A 15,804-nucleotide genomic window follows, 5' to 3' on the forward strand; every position below is an offset into this window, starting at 1 on the left:
CCCCCCCCCCCCCGTTAACATCATTTAACGCAACGGAAGCGCCTGCCCTGTTTCAATATTTACAGAATACACCATTCCATTTTCTTATTTATTCAATAACAATTACTTCATTGTTATTGAAAGTTCCTTCATATACCAAAAGCTTATGTTACTATCATGAGTTTTTATGTCTAAAGGCTGATTCTCCATCTTCAATCTATCACACAATGCAAAAGAACAAATTTTCTAATTACAATTCGTCGACGAAGGATCTTCTTCAGAAGGATTAGACAGTCATTTATCCATAAATAACATTTCATTTAATAAACATTCATTGCATGAACAGAAAAATCAAACTCAAACAAAATCTAAAAAAGATTTTTTCGTCAGGCACGCTCACAAGAAGAATGTGCAGTATGACGTTCGTTGTAGTTCTTTCATTCTTTGCACAAAATGCTATGGCAAATTTCTCCAAAGGTGAAGCGGAAAATTACGAAGCACAACAGCAAAGGAGAGTAATTACAGGTACTGTATCGGACACAAGTGGAGAACCACTACCCGGTGTAACCGTACAAGTGGTTAACCGGGAAGGAGGTGTAATAACCGATGTCGATGGACAATTCACCATAAATGCTTCATCGGAAGAATCACTGAGATTTACCTATGTCGGGATGAGGACGGTCACTACAGCAGTAGGCAATCTTACCAAACTGAATATCACTATGCAGGAAGATGCCGAGTTACTGGACGAAGTAACTATTACCGCTTTTGCCACACAAAAGAAAGAGAGTGTGGTTTCCTCCATAGAGACTATTAACCCTAAAGAACTCAGGATTCCATCCAGCAACCTTACGACTGCTTTAGCAGGACGATTGGCCGGAGTAATTTCCTATCAGCGGAGCGGAGAACCGGGTAATGACAATGCACAATTTTTCGTGCGGGGAGTTACTACGTTCGGGTATGCCAGTAGCCCATTAATACTTTTGGATGGTTTCGAGGTGAGCGCCACCGATTTGGCACGGATCGACCCCGATAATATCGAACAATTCGCCGTACTCAAAGATGCCACCGCGGCTGCTTTATATGGTTCGAAAGGCGCCAACGGGGTAATCATGGTTACTACCAAAAGAGGGATAGCTGGAAAGCCTAAGATCTCATTCCGCGCAGATGGACGTCTGTCAGCACCCACAAAAATATTAGAAACAGTGGACGGGCCTACCTACATGAAATTATACAATGAAGCACAGTTTAACGATAATCCGTTGCTGGAACCTTATTATAGCGCACAGAAAATACAAAACACCATTGATAATCTCAATGAATACGCCTATCCGAATTTGGACTGGTACGATATAATGTTTAAATCTTCCACATTTAACCAGCACTACAACATGAACGTAAGCGGCGGAGGATCTGTAGTAAAATATTATTTATCGGTATCTTACGACAAGGACACAGGCATTTTACGAGACAATCAATTAAATAATTTCAAGAATAATATCGACATCAACCGGTTTAATATTCTTGCCAACATCGGCATCGATCTTACCCCTACTACCAAATTGGATATCAACATGAACTCCATTTTCGAGAACTTCACCGGGCCGCTCGATAACACGAACGATATTTTTGCCAGTGTGGTGGCATCCAATCCGGTAGAATTTCCAAAATATTACCTTCCTGATGAAAAAACGATGTATGTAAAACAAACACTGTTTGGATCGGACGCAACCGGCACAATGGTTAACCCCTATGCCCGCATGGTGCGTGGTTATAAAGATGGATCCATGGGTCGTATCACCTCGCAGTTTTCAATAGACCAGAACTTGGATGTTGTTTTGAAAGGATTAATGGCAAGAGCCAAGGTATCCATCAAGAATGACAACCGGTATGAGAATGCCAGAGGTTACGACCCATACCTTTACAACATAAAAAGCTATGATGAATTCAACGACACATATGTACTTCAAGAGGTGCATAGGGGTACAGATGCTTTGGGTAATCCTTCTATTACCCGTGATGGTGAGTTCAAGTTTTATATGGAAGGAGGCCTTACTTACATCAACAAGTTAAACGATTTACATGATGTAAGCGGCTTATTGATTTACACGCAGGAAGAAGCGAAAAACACCGGAATTTACAAGGCAGATGAGATGACCATCCAGCGAACATTACCGCAACGGAACCAAGGATTACGCGCCCGTGTCAATTATGGCTTCGACTCGAGATACCTCGCCGAGTTCAGTTTGACGTATACCGGTTCTGAAAAGTTTGACAAATCTCACCGTTGGGGACTATTCCCTGCATTTGGATTGGGATATATCGCCTCAAACGAAAACTTTTGGGAACCTCTTCAAAACACGCTACCCAACTTTAAATTAAAATACTCCTGGGGACGGGTAGGTAATGATCAGATTGCCGGTGCCGAAGACCGATTCTTCTTCCTTTCCGATATCACTTCAGGATCGGGATATCGCTGGGGGAAAGATTTCAATACCAATTATGGGGGATTTAACATCAGACGGTATGCCAATCCGATGATCACGTGGGAAATTGCACAAAAACAAAACATCGGTATTGAGGTAGACCTCTTTAAGAACCGGTCGGTAAAACTGATTGTTGAGTATTTCACCGAAAACCGCAAGCAAATTTATCAAGAACGAGCCAACTTACCCGCCACCATGGGATTAACTAGTGCCGTACATGGAAACGTGGGTAAGGTGAAGAGTAGCGGATGGGACGGTTCTATTGATGTAAACCATTCATTTAACAAGGATCTCTGGATGCAGGGACGGTTCAATTTCACTTTCGCCCAGAATGAATATGTACAGAATGAGGAGCCTGAATATCGCTGGCCCTATCTGAGTGATATCGGATGGCCCATCAATACATGGAAAGGATATATTGCCGAACGGCTGTTTATCGACCAAGCCGACGTGGACAACTCTCCTGTACAGGAATTGGGAAGCGTACCTCAACCCGGGGACATAAAATACAAGGATATCAATGGTGATGGCAGGATCAATTCTGATGACCAGGTGCACTTAGGTTTTCCTACCGTACCCGAAATCACTTACGGATTTGGATTATCCGGAGGCTATAAAAATTTCGACATCTCCTGTTTTTTCCAAGGACAAGACAGGGTTTCCTTCTTTATTGACCCGAATGCAAGAAGATACGATCCTGATCGATTCGGCATAGCGCCTTTCACAGGCCATAGAGGAGCCCTCAAAATCATTGCCGATGACCACTGGAATCCGAACAATCCCGTATCGCATGCATTCTGGCCAAGGTTGTCCGCCACACTCAACCAGAACAATAGTATCCAAAATTCCACATGGTGGCTTCGTGACGGAAGTTTCCTCCGTTTAAAAACCGTGGAAGTGGGTTATACAATGCCCAATAAATGGTTTGGATCGATACCTTTCAGCATGGTACGTGTATATTTCACCGGGCAAAACCTGTTCTCCATCTCCGATTTCAAGCTTTGGGATCCGGAAATGGCAGGAAATGGGTTGTCGTACCCTTTACAACGTGTATATAACTTCGGGATAAATGTAACATTTTAATTATTAAAAAGAATCAGTATGAAATCAAAAATAATAGCCATAAGTTTGATTATAAGCTTATCCACCATTCTAACAAAATGTGATTATCTGGATATTATACCCGATAACACGATAGAAGTGGGTAGTCTGTTCGAAAACCGGGATAAGGCGCTCAGCGCGCTCTCCACCTGTTATAGCTATATGCCCAACTTTGAAAAACTCCACGAATCCATGTCGCTTGCGGGTGATGAATGGCTTGGCCGTCTGGATGCCGACCATGGTGAAAGCAGAAGCTTACAGAGAGGAATGCAGTTAATGCGTGGCTGGAATAACTCTAACGATCCCATTTTAAATTACTGGGGAAATGGAGGAGGTGCCACAGGCTTATACCGTGGTATCCGGGTGTGCAACGTATTTTTTGAAAATATAGACAATGTGCCAGACCTGACTTCCGCTGAACGTAACGACTGGGTAGCACAGGTAAAGATATTGAAAGCCTATTACCACTATTACCTGCTCCGCTTATATGGGCCCATTGTGATTGCCGACAAGAATCTGGAGCCATTCTCCTCTGTAGATGAGGTGCGCCAGGAAAGGCAAACAGTGGACTCCTGCTTCAATTATGTTTTGAATCTGATCGATGAGGCATTGGTTGGTGGCACGGGATCCGATCTCTTCGTCGAGAGGGAGAACGCTTATTACGGACAGATCGATCAGATCAATGCCCGCGCCATCAAGGCCCAGATATTGATTACCAGGGCAAGTCCTCTCTTTAATGGCAACTCCGAATATTTCAGCAATTTCACCAACAAAGAAGGCCAAACCTACTTCCCGATGCAATATGATCCTGAAAAATGGAAACAGGCCTTGGACGGTATCAAAGAAGCGATCGATTTTGCGGAAAACCGAGGTAAGAAATTATATACATTCGAGGGGCAACCCAAATTTTGGGATGTGGACAATTTTGAAAAATCAGAGATTATCCAGTATGCCTATAACAAACGGTTTGCCATTGTAGATGGTTGGAATGATGAGTTGTTATGGGGTTATTCGGGATTGGATTATGAAGGACAGGGAGGTTTTGCCCACGCCACCAATATGCGCTCGGTAGCTGACCCCACACAAGCCGGATATGCATGGCAGTGGTTAGGAGCCGATTATCGCATGACCGAACTTTACCACACAAAAAACGGGGTACCGATCGATGAGGATAAAACTTTTGAGTACGACAACAGGTTGCAGATTACGGAAATCCCTGATGACAACTACCACAAGGGCTATATGCAGGCAGGCCAGCGCACCATCAAGTTGCATCTGAACCGTGAACCTAGATTTTATGCATGGATGGTAGTAGACAGATGCATCTGGCGTACCCATGATCTTGCCAACGATGTAAAAATGAGATACAACGAATTTCCAGGAGGCAGGGGTTCTCAGCATACCACCGACTTCTACTGGACAGGGATCGGAGTAAAGAAGATGGTTCATCCCGAGTCTGGTACCGGACACTGGGCTCGTGTGGTGAAATTCCCCTATCCCATTATCAGGCTGTCCGACCTTTACCTGATGTATGCCGAAGCATATAACGAGTACCACGGACCGGGAGCGCCCGCTTATGACTATTTAAACAGGGTACGCGCCACCAGCGGGTTAAAACCGGTAGAAGAGGTATGGAGCGACGGAAATATCGTAAGGACGGTAGACAAACATCTCACAAAAGAGGGATTGCGTGACATTATCCAACGGGAACGTTTAATCGAACTCTCCTTCGAGGGGCATCGTTATTTTGACATTTTGCGATGGAAACAGGCTGACAGGTACTTCTTGTCGCCAGTCAGAGGATGGAATACCACAGGGGTTGATCCCGAACAATTCTATGTACTGACTACTTTGCAACCGCGCAGATGGCAAACGCCACGCGACTACCTGATGCCCATACCTATTTCAGATCTCAACAGAAATCCGAATTTGAAGCAAAACCCAGGATGGTAATACACTAAAACATCTATAATTATGGAACGAATATATTATTTTCACACCTTTATTTTATTTTTTGCAGCAGTCTTTATCATGCACAGCTGCAATGACTCTGAATCGGGAGACATGACTCCCCCGGGGCAGGTCTCCAACGTGACTTTCACACCAGAATACGGTGGTGGATATTTCACTTACACTATCCCGTCCGACGAAGATTTCCTCTATACCCGGGCAGAATATATCATCGACACCGGCGCAAAAATATCCAAAACAAGCAGCGTATATTCTGACACCTTGTTCATCGACGGGTTCGGCCAGAAAAAGGAGTATGATGTGCAAATCTACTCGGTTGACAGGAATAACAATCAATCTGTCCCGGTCACGATAAAGGTTACACCTCTTGAACCTACCACTCTGGCAGTCTTAGAGACTGTTGAGGTGATGCCCGGATTCTCCTCTCTGGTGATTGACTGGGAAAACGAACAGAGAAAGAATGTCACCATTTTCGTCAATGTAAAAGTGGGCAATACCGAAGCGACTAAAATTTATGCTTCGAACCTTGCCAAAGACCGTTTTATGATTGACAACCTGAAAGGAGAACCTCATTCTGTGAATGTGTTTATCAGGGATACTTATGAGAACCAAACAGGAGTAAAGAATTTCGGGGAAATCACGCCACTCATCGACGGAGCGATATCCAAAAAGCAGTGGTCTTTCATACGTGACCAACTATTGTATGGTAACAGATGGGACTATGAGAGTGATCCTAACCCATTCGAACAAAAACCATACGAAGAATATACAGGCACCTACCGTAGGGACAGTATGATGAATGCCCCTATGTCTCACGTAGAAGGCCGAATTGAAAAATTCTGGGATAATGAATATGATTACGAGCCCAAACTCAACCTCAATTATTTCAATACCGGGCAAGTGAGCTATCCTTTTTCCTATTTCATTGATATGGGACGGGAAATACAAGGAAGCCGTTTCAAAATATGGCAGCGTGATGCCTGGAGCATGTTATACGGCGGGGAGAATGTGGAAATATGGGAAATATGGATCAGTGACGACAAAGATCCTACCGATGGTATCTTCGACGGCTGGGAATATGTGGGCAGGTATCGCATTGTCCAACCCTCTAACGTGATAGAAGCAAGAAATGAAGCCCGAGACGGACATGAATATCTTTTTTATCCCGAAAATCCTCGTTTTACCAAACCTTTTCGTTACCTGCGATACAAAGCTATCAAGGCGTTTAATGGAGGAAACTCGGGATGTACTTCCGAAATCACTGTTTTCGGAACCGAAGCGGACGGATCCATTATCGAAGATCCTGAAACATTGACAGGTGTTGTTGAGGGATGGGAATAAAACCAACGGTTACATTAATTTTAAATGAATAAATATATGAAGTCGATAAAATCAATCATATTAGCCCTCCTGCTTATTGCTTTCGTGGGTAACTACGGGTGCGACAGCATGGATGACAATTTCAAGCAATACCTCAAAGAGTATAACTATTCCGGAAAGATAGACAGTTTACGTGTCTATCCCGGACTAGAGAGAGTAATCCTGGCATGGAATAATCCTAAGGATCAGAAATCAAAGACGATAAAAGTTGTGTATGGCGCTGACAGCACTGTTTTATCGTATGACACCTTGGTGGATTCGATCAGCATTGAAGGTTTGACAGCAGGAACCGGTTACGAGTTCATTGTCTATACAATGGACGCCCATAACAACCTGTCGGTACCCACCTATATTACCGCTTTTCCAATTTCCAAGGCATTTGTCGAAGCGTTGACTCCACCCATGGTTGTAATACAGACAATCGGACCCGATCAGTTTATATCGGTAATGGGGACCTCAAACGTATTGATGAACTTCTCCGGAAATATTGAGTATACAGTGAGCGGACCCGATAATTTTTCCAAGACAGACAAGGTCTACTTACCCCAGTTGGCCGGAAGATCGCAAGTGGATATCCCGGTGACAGATTTGATCCCTTTGCCATTTCTACCGATTGGCGACTACAAAATTGACATCAACGTCTCGGTATGGCCTGTACAAGGCACCTTGGTTTCAGTGGATGAAGTATGGCTTTCCAATACCCAGACAATTACAGTGGAACCGGTAAAAATCAATCTAATGACCATTCCCGGAAGCGTATCCGACCAATACAACACCAGTGGTGGAGAAGGCATTCAAATGTTGGTTGACGGCAACCCGGGTACTAAATATTTATGTAGGGCCCAACAAACATGGATAATGTGGAAGATGGATAGGGAATTCATCGCTAACACTTATGAGCTCACGTCAGCGAACGATGCAGATGCACGGGATCCGAAAAACTGGGTGTTGGAAGGATCAAACGATGGTAGTAACTGGACTACACTCGACCAACAATCTGACATCAAATTTACATCGCGTTTTCAAAAGAAAATTTTCCCGTTATCCAATGTAACGCCCTACTCTCACTACAGGTTAAGGGTTACAGCAAATAATGGAGACGGTTTATTCCAATTAGCAGAATGGACATTGTTCTACGACAGCAATCAATAAGAACGTAGGATAATCCCCTCCTCAAAAAAAGTTAGAGAAAGCTTTTTTTGAGGAGGGGAGATTTGTTCGGAGAAGGGGCACAAGCTTCCAATCAGCGGTACAGGTACAACGGCAAGGAATTCGACCGTAAACCGGGATGGACATGTATGAATACCTATATAGGTAAAGTTTAAGAAACAGACAGTAACTCTTCTCCCAATTTATGCAATCCGCTGATTATTCTATCCCTTTGCTCTTTACGTGGTTTCTTCAAACCGCTACTATAGTGGCTTAATTGAGAAGCATTTATACCTGAGGCCTTCGCTAAAGCGGTCTTAGTAACAATCCCTTCTATATGTTTCAATAGGGCTACAGTATCAAACTCAAATGCCAATTCATATTCTCCATCTAATACCTCAGGAACGGGTCTTCCTTGTTTTTCCAAAATCCGTATAAAACCAACCAATGCTTGTTCAGCGTCATCCTTTGCCTCTTCTATACTTTCTCCGAATCCGAAAATATTGGGAATTTCATTAAATGACACTCCATATCCATCCTTTCCCGCTTCTAATATCACTTTAATTGTCTTCATTGTTCTACATTTAACTGTTTTATCAGATTTATTTCAATCCCAGTTCTTTCAATATTTTATTTGATGTCCCAGTCGGCACCTCCTTCGCCCCATGAAAAGGAATACAGACTATTTTTCCATCCTTCCCATAGTACCGATGGCTTGATCCATCCTGATAAAGGAGTGTCCAACCAGCTTTAATTGCTTTTCTAACTAATTCACTCGATTTCAAAGCAAATTCACTTTATCGCCAGACAAAGGTATAGATATAATTACTCAAATCAAAGGAAAACAGTATTTTTTCTAATACCTTTATCATTGCGTATGCAAAGATTGATAATTCTCCATGGTCAAGGGAATGAATCCAACTATTTTTTCATACTTTTGTAGCCAAATGAATAACAGGATTATGACGCATCACAAGATAAGGGTACGCTTTGCCCCCAGTCCTACGGGACCGCTGCATATAGGAGGAGTACGTACGGCACTCTACAATTATCTCTTTGCCAAACAACAGGGCGGTGATTTTATCCTCCGGATCGAAGACACCGATTCCTCAAGATTTGTACCGGGCGCAGAGGAATATATCCAGGAGGCATTTGACTGGCTGGGACTACCATTCGACGAAAGCCCCCTGAAGGGAGGGGACTATGGGCCTTATAAACAATCGCAGCGAAGGGAAATATACAAACAATATGTCAATGCTTTGCTCGACAAGGGAGCAGCTTACATTGCGTTCGACACGCCGGAAGAGCTGGAAATCCAAAGGGCGGAAACTGCTAATTTCCAGTACGACGCTTCCACCAGAGATAAGATGCGCAACTCTCTTACCTTGCCGGCAGAAGAAACAGACTCTTTAATAAAATCCGGCACACAATATGTTGTCCGGATCAAAATAGACCCCGAACAAGAGATCGTTGTCGATGACATGATCCGGGGAAAGGTGGTTATCAATTCTTCAGTGCTCGACGACAAGGTGATCTATAAATCGGCCGATGAGTTGCCCACCTACCATCTGGCCAATGTGGTGGACGACCACCTGATGGAGATCACCCATGTGATCCGTGGTGAAGAGTGGCTCCCTTCGGCACCGCTGCATGTATGGCTATACCGGAGCCTGGGATGGGAAGAAGATATGCCGCAATTTGCCCATCTGCCGCTCCTGCTCAAACCGGAAGGGAACGGCAAGCTGAGCAAACGTGATGGCGACCGCCTCGGATTTCCGGTGTTTCCATTACAATGGAACGACCCCAAAACCGGCGAGGTCTCATCCGGTTATCGGGAAAGCGGTTATCTGCCGGAAGCTGTCATCAATTTCCTTGCTTTCTTAGGATGGAATCCGGGAACAGCGCAGGAAATATTCTCACTAAGTGAACTGGTGCAGGCATTTTCTTTCGACAGATGCAGTAAGAGCGGCGCCAAGTTCGATGTGGAAAAAGCCAAATGGTATAACCACCAATATATCCTCGAAATGTCCGACACTGATCTTGCGAAACAATTTATGCCGGTTTTACAGGAAAAAGGGATCTCAGCCTCCACAGCAAAAGTAGAGAAGGCGGTCGGTTTGGTAAAAGAGCGCATCCATTTTATCAGTGAACTATGGGATCAGTCATACTTTTTCTTCATTGCTCCCACAACTTATGATGAAAAAACGGTCAATAAACGCTGGAAAGAAGAGACTCCCGGACAGATGCAACAATTAACCGGGTTGCTTGAGGGGATGGACGACTTTTCTGCGGCAAACCAGGAAAAAACTGTAATGGATTGGATCCAACAGAACCAATACCATACCGGAAATGTTATGAACGCATTCCGGTTGGCCATCGTCGGTGCCGGAAAAGGGCCGCACATGTTCGACATTACCGAAGTAATCGGTAAAGAAGAAACGCTGCGGCGGCTGGGAACTGCCATTGATTCCATCGGCAAATAAAACGTTATAAAACGTCTGGACATAGATTTTGTGGTTTACTGTAACTTTGTCACAGAGAACAAATGATTATATTCTCTAAGAATAAAAACAATCCATTGAGGTCAGATGTTCTCTAAAATAAAAATACCATACATAAAAGACTATGCAAACGAAAAAAAAGAGAATAAGAATCAAGACAAAAATATTCGTCCCGTTGGTCTTTATTATTGCCGCACTTTTTATCACTTACTTTTTCCCCCGTCAGGGAAGTTTCAAGTATAATTTCAACGAAGGTCGGCCATGGCAATACGGGCTACTCACTGCACCGTTCGATTTCCCCGTGTATAAACCTGTAGCACAACTGAAAGCCGAGCAGGATAGTATCCTGGAATTTTATGAGCCTTATTTTGTGGTGGATGAAGAGAGTCTACAGAATGAACTCGCCGAGTTTGACGCGGATGCCAACTTAAAACCTAAACTGATAGAACTTGCACCCGAATACAAACTCTATATCCGCAATAAATTAAAAGAGATCTATGATAACGGCATTATGCGTTCGGAAGATTATGACCGGATCTATAAATCGAGCACCCAAACATTACGAATAAAAAAAGGGAATGTGGCTGAGTCCAGAAAGGTAGAAACATTCTTAACTATCCGCTCTGCCTATGAAAAAGTACTGAATGATGTTCCCTCGCGTATTGACGCCAATATCCTCAAAGCCGCCAATATCAATGAATATATCCACGAAAATGTATTATATGATGCTGCCACCTCGGAAAAGGCCCAGAATGAATTTATCCAACAGGTCGACATAAGCCGCGGTATGGTGCAAAGAGGGCAACGTATCATTGACCAGGGTGAGATTGTCGATTCTCAGACATATAACATACTCTCTTCCTTGAAACGCGTAACAGAAGAGCGAAGCGGAGGTACAACCAAGAATAACTGGATGTTGGTGGGACAGTTTATGCTCATACTGTTCATGTTGAGTTCATTCTATACTTACCTCCTCTATTTTCGACCGGCAGAATACCGGAACCGGAAACATGTGGTTTTCATGGTATTATTGGTAGCTTTTTTTGTCCTGCTCACATCCATTACGGTCAGACTTGAACTTTTTAGCATTTATATCATCCCTTACGCTATCGTCACCATTCTTATCCGCACTTTTATAGACTCACGCACGGCATTGTTTGCCAGCCTTACCACTATTATCATAAGTTCGCTTATGGTACCGTTTCCCTTCGAATTCATCGTTATCCAGATAGCGGTAGCCATGGTATCCATATTTATGTTGAAGGAATTATCGGAACGTTCCCAGTTAATCAAAAGCTCTTTTTTCATCCTGCTCACTTATATTGTAGTGTATATCGGACTGGAATTATACCAGGAAGGCAATGTGAAAGAGATCAATGGGGTAGTATTCGTCTACTTCCTTATTAATTTTATCTTTATCATGTTCTCTTACTCCCTGGTTTACATGGTAGAAAAATCATTCGGTTTTATTTCCGGTGTGTCATTGGTGGAACTTTCCAACATTAATAAACCGCTGTTGAAAGAGCTTTCAGAAAAAGCGCCGGGCACTTTTCAGCATTCATTACAGGTATCTAACCTGGCCATGGCTGCTGCGGCAAAATTAGGGGCAAATGCGTCATTGATAAGGACAGGAGCGTTATACCACGACATCGGGAAAATGGCGAATCCAGCTTTCTTTACAGAAAATCAGGCGCCGGGTATGAATCCGCATGCAGGACTACCTTTTGAAGAGAGTGCCCGTATTATTATCAATCATGTGAAGGATGGAGTGAAGATTGCGCAAAAGTACAATGTCCCACAGCAGATCATCGACTTTATCGAGACCCACCATGGGACAAGTATGCCCAAATATTTTTATATCTCCTGGAAGAATGCCAATCCCGGCAAAGAGGCGAATGAAGCCGATTTTCGTTATCCCGGACCCAATCCGTTCTCAAAAGAAACGGCCATTATGATGATGGCCGATTCGGTGGAAGCTTCGTCGCGCAGCCTTCCCGAATATACGGAAGAATCGCTTCATAACCTGGTCGACAAAATTATAGACGCTCAAGTGGCTGAAGGTTATTTTAAATCGGCTCCTATCACTTTCAAGGATATACAAACCGTGAAAGATGTCTTTGTGGAAAAATTAGTCACAATGTATCATTCACGTATTGCCTACCCGGAACTGAAACGTTAAAAGACTATTCCCACTCAATCGTGGCAGGGGGTTTCGATGAGATATCGTACACAACCCGGTTCACCCCTTTCACCTTGTTAATGATTTCGTTCGACACTTTTGCCAGAAATTCATAAGGCAGATGTGCCCAATCGGCTGTCATGGCATCTGTGGATGTCACGGCACGCAATGCGACCGTATTCTCATAGGTACGCTCATCACCCATCACACCAACCGACCGCACCGGCAATAAAATAACACCTGCCTGCCAAACCTTATCATACAATCCGGCCGAACGGAGATTTGTAATAAATATATCATCGGCATCCTGTGCTATCCGCACTTTTTCAGGAGTAATATCCCCCAGGATACGGATACCCAATCCCGGTCCGGGAAACGGATGACGATGAATAAGGTGAGGCTGCATGCCCAGTTCTATTCCAATTTTCCGCACCTCATCCTTGAACAGGAGTTTCAACGGCTCACATAATTTGAGGTTCATCTTTTCAGGTAATCCTCCCACGTTATGATGACTTTTAATGGTAACACCGGTAATAGAAAGTGATTCTATGATATCAGGATAAATAGTACCCTGTGCCAACCATTTGATATTTTCCAGCTTATGAGCCTCCCTGTCGAACACATCGATAAATCCTTTTCCGATGATCTTGCGTTTACGCTCAGGATCGGTTACGCCGGCCAATTCTTTGTAGAAATATTCTTTTGCGTCCACCCCAATTACATTCAGCCCCAGATGTTCGTAGTTTTCAAGGACGGTCTCGAATTCATTCTTACGCAAAAGCCCGTGGTCTACAAAAATACAGGTAAGGTTCTTGCCAATGGCTTTATTGAGCAATACGGCTGTAACCGACGAATCCACTCCACCCGAAAGGGCGAGGATCACCTTGTCATCACCCAATTGTTCTTTCAATTCCTGCACGGTAGTCTCTATGAAAGAAGCCGGTGTCCAATCTTTCTTTATACCACAAACAGTAAGAAAATTGTTCAATATTTCAGTACCACGGTCGGTATGGAACACCTCGGGATGAAACTGCACCCCCCAGGTTTTTTCATTGTCGACTTTATAAGCAGCCAAAGCCACATCGTTTGTAGAAGCAACCACCCTGAAATTGTCCGGTATACGAACGATCGTATCACCATGCGACATCCATACCTGGCTCTCCTGCGTAATAAATCCCAGTAGAGGGTCATTTTTATCAGCCACACTCAAACGGGCGCGCCCGTATTCACGGCTATCACTTTTCTCCACCACTCCCCCTGCCAGTTGCGCCATCAACTGCGCTCCATAGCAGATTCCCAGTACCGGGTACCGACTGCGAATCTCGCTTAAATCGGTTTTGAAAGCTTCAGCATCATTCACCGAGAAAGGACTTCCGGAGAGGATTACTCCCTTTACCGATTCATCGCCAAAAGGGAATTTATTGTAGGGTACTATTTCGCAGTAAGTGTTCAATTCTCTCACGCGGCGACCGATCAGTTGCGTAGTTTGTGAACCGAAATCGAGGATGATAATTTTTTCGTGCATATCGTATAACCGGGTTGGAACGCCGACAGATGGCGTCAGTTCAAAAATAGAAGTTTTAAGCCACAAAGATAAGCAAAGAGCATGGAAAAACGATAAAATCCGAATGAATTGAATAAATGTTATCATAAACCCATATATTATTTTCAATTTTACACTATCCACAGCAATAAAACATCAAAAAAATATTATTTTTGCGAATTATAGAAATATTTGAAACGAGCATGATAATCATTATCACACAAGATCGTTTTAACGTCTCTCATCAAACCGGATCACTTATGCATACAGGTCTCTTTGTAAAAAAAAATATCATCCAGCTTCAACACGAGGCAGAGGGCTCTAATAATCAACTGAAACGGCATTTAACAGCCACGAATTTGGTCATGTTAGGCGTGGGAGCGGTAATAGGCGCCGGCATTTTCGTATTGACCGGCACAGCGGCGGCCATACATGCAGGACCTGCCATATCCATCGCGTTTATCCTTTCAGCATTTGGATGCCTCTTGGCGGGGCTTTGTTATGCCGAATTCGCCTCCATGATTCCTGTTTCAGGAAGCGCATACACTTACGGTTATGCCACTATGGGTGAATTCGTGGCATGGGTCATTGGATGGGACCTGATCCTGGAGTATCTTTTTGGCGCCTCGGCTGTAGCAGTGGGCTGGTCGGGATATGTAGTCAGTTTTTTGGCCGATTTCGGAATTCATTTACCATCCACACTCTGTGACAGTCCGTTCAAATACGGCCCGGACGGATGGTATACGACCGGCGCCATCATCAATTTCCCTGCGGTGTTTATCATTGCCATCACAACAACACTCTTGGTCATCGGCATCAAAGAATCGGCCAAATTCAACAACATCATTGTATTGATAAAGGTGATTGTCATTTTACTGTTCATCGGGTTCGGAATATCCTATATCAACACGGAGAACTGGCAACCTTTCATCCCTGAAAACACGGGTACCTGGGGAGAGTTTGGCTGGTCCGGCATACTGGCCGGTGCCGCCGTGGTCTTCTTCGCTTACGTGGGGTTCGATGCTGTCTCCACCACCTCTCAGGAAGCCATCAACCCAAAGCGGGATATGCCAAAAGGAATACTCGGAACACTGTTGATATGCACAATTTTATACATCGCAGTGGGATTAGTACTCACCGGCATTGTCAACTACAAGGAGTTGAATGTGGCTGCGCCTATTGCCGTAGCGATTGATAATGCGGGACAAGGATTGTTCTGGCTTCGGCCCGTTATCAAAGTCGGCGCGATTGCCGGATTAAGCTCGGTCGTATTGGTTTTATTGCTCGGACAATCGCGCATATTCTACACAATGGCAAAGGACGGCCTGTTATGGGAAAATCTATCCAAGACACACCCAAGATACAAGACACCACATCATTACTGTCCTATTAAAATCTCGTAGAGTTCTTTGAAATATTTGAAATTTAGTTAGTTGTAGTCATTTTTGGATTAAACGGATTTCAATTCTCATCTTTGTAGTTCTTAGAAAGAACAACAATGCATAAGGATAAATT

At 43.8% G+C, this 15,804-nt stretch carries 10 protein-coding genes and 1 pseudogene; 8 read left to right on the top strand and 3 right to left on the bottom strand.

Features of this window, described 5'->3' with window-relative positions; genetic code table 11:
• The first annotated feature begins 395 nt into the window (after positions 1-395).
• The 5 genes from ABV001_RS13115 to ABV001_RS13135 are packed head-to-tail and all read left to right on the top strand — an operon-like array spanning position 396 to position 8,242.
• Positions 396-3,548, top strand: coding sequence for a SusC/RagA family TonB-linked outer membrane protein (locus tag ABV001_RS13115; protein ID WP_352423221.1), 3,153 nt, complete (start codon positions 396-398; stop codon positions 3,546-3,548).
• 18 nt (positions 3,549-3,566) lie between these two features.
• The gene (locus tag ABV001_RS13120) at positions 3,567-5,519 is read left to right on the top strand and encodes a RagB/SusD family nutrient uptake outer membrane protein (protein ID WP_352423222.1); all 1,953 of its coding nucleotides are present in this window, start codon (positions 3,567-3,569) and stop codon (positions 5,517-5,519) included.
• Between the two features lie 21 nt (positions 5,520-5,540).
• Positions 5,541-6,878, top strand: a complete 1,338-nt coding sequence (locus tag ABV001_RS13125) for a DUF4959 domain-containing protein (RefSeq protein WP_352423223.1) — start codon at positions 5,541-5,543, stop codon at positions 6,876-6,878.
• Between the two features lie 36 nt (positions 6,879-6,914).
• Entirely contained in the window at positions 6,915-8,069 is a 1,155-nt protein-coding gene (locus ABV001_RS13130) for a DUF4998 domain-containing protein (protein WP_352423224.1), read from the top strand.
• Between the two features lie 47 nt (positions 8,070-8,116).
• Entirely contained in the window at positions 8,117-8,242 is a 126-nt protein-coding gene (locus ABV001_RS13135) for a hypothetical protein (protein ID WP_352423225.1), read from the top strand.
• On the opposite strand, the gene ABV001_RS13140 is transcribed toward ABV001_RS13135, so the two are convergent.
• Together ABV001_RS13140 and ABV001_RS13145 are read right to left on the bottom strand one after the other, a co-directional pair.
• Positions 8,239-8,640: a type II toxin-antitoxin system HicB family antitoxin gene (locus ABV001_RS13140; RefSeq protein WP_352423226.1), complete on the bottom strand. Its 402-nt coding sequence runs from the start codon at positions 8,638-8,640 to the stop codon at positions 8,239-8,241. The two genes, ABV001_RS13135 and ABV001_RS13140, sit on opposite strands and share 4 nt — an antisense overlap.
• A gap of 28 nt (positions 8,641-8,668) precedes the next feature.
• Positions 8,669-8,851, bottom strand: a complete 183-nt coding sequence (locus tag ABV001_RS13145) for a type II toxin-antitoxin system HicA family toxin (RefSeq protein WP_352423227.1) — start codon at positions 8,849-8,851, stop codon at positions 8,669-8,671.
• 177 nt (positions 8,852-9,028) lie between these two features.
• On the opposite strand from ABV001_RS13145, the gene gltX reads away from it, so the two are divergent.
• Positions 9,029-10,549, top strand: a complete 1,521-nt coding sequence (gene gltX, locus ABV001_RS13150; RefSeq protein ID WP_352423231.1) for a glutamate--tRNA ligase — start codon at positions 9,029-9,031, stop codon at positions 10,547-10,549.
• 142 nt (positions 10,550-10,691) lie between these two features.
• The gene (locus ABV001_RS13155) at positions 10,692-12,746 is read left to right on the top strand and encodes an HD family phosphohydrolase (RefSeq protein ID WP_352423228.1); all 2,055 of its coding nucleotides are present in this window, start codon (positions 10,692-10,694) and stop codon (positions 12,744-12,746) included.
• Between the two features lie 4 nt (positions 12,747-12,750).
• Here ABV001_RS13155 and guaA read toward each other — a convergent pair whose 3' ends face one another.
• Complete coding sequence (guaA, locus tag ABV001_RS13160; protein ID WP_352423229.1) at positions 12,751-14,271, bottom strand: glutamine-hydrolyzing GMP synthase; 1,521 nt, start codon at positions 14,269-14,271, stop codon at positions 12,751-12,753.
• A 278-nt stretch (positions 14,272-14,549) separates the two neighbouring features.
• Here guaA and ABV001_RS13165 point away from each other — a divergent pair.
• Positions 14,550-15,668 (top strand): annotated as a pseudogene (locus ABV001_RS13165) (amino acid permease); the annotation flags it as partial.
• Positions 15,669-15,804 lie beyond the last annotated feature (136 nt).

Origin of the sequence: Proteiniphilum sp. (genome assembly GCF_040307845.1) — a bacterium.
Classification (GTDB): domain Bacteria; phylum Bacteroidota; class Bacteroidia; order Bacteroidales; family Dysgonomonadaceae; genus Proteiniphilum.

Coding starts and splice junctions, on each gene's coding strand:
- ABV001_RS13120 (WP_352423222.1), top strand. CDS start 3,567: ATGAAATCAAAAATAATAGCCATAAGTTTGATTATAAGCTTATCCACC.
- ABV001_RS13115 (WP_352423221.1), top strand. CDS start 396: ATGACGTTCGTTGTAGTTCTTTCATTCTTTGCACAAAATGCTATGGCA.
- ABV001_RS13140 (WP_352423226.1), bottom strand. CDS start 8,640: ATGAAGACAATTAAAGTGATATTAGAAGCGGGAAAGGATGGATATGGA.
- guaA (WP_352423229.1), bottom strand. CDS start 14,271: ATGCACGAAAAAATTATCATCCTCGATTTCGGTTCACAAACTACGCAA.
- gltX (WP_352423231.1), top strand. CDS start 9,029: ATGACGCATCACAAGATAAGGGTACGCTTTGCCCCCAGTCCTACGGGA.
- ABV001_RS13125 (WP_352423223.1), top strand. CDS start 5,541: ATGGAACGAATATATTATTTTCACACCTTTATTTTATTTTTTGCAGCA.
- ABV001_RS13130 (WP_352423224.1), top strand. CDS start 6,915: ATGAAGTCGATAAAATCAATCATATTAGCCCTCCTGCTTATTGCTTTC.
- ABV001_RS13155 (WP_352423228.1), top strand. CDS start 10,692: ATGCAAACGAAAAAAAAGAGAATAAGAATCAAGACAAAAATATTCGTC.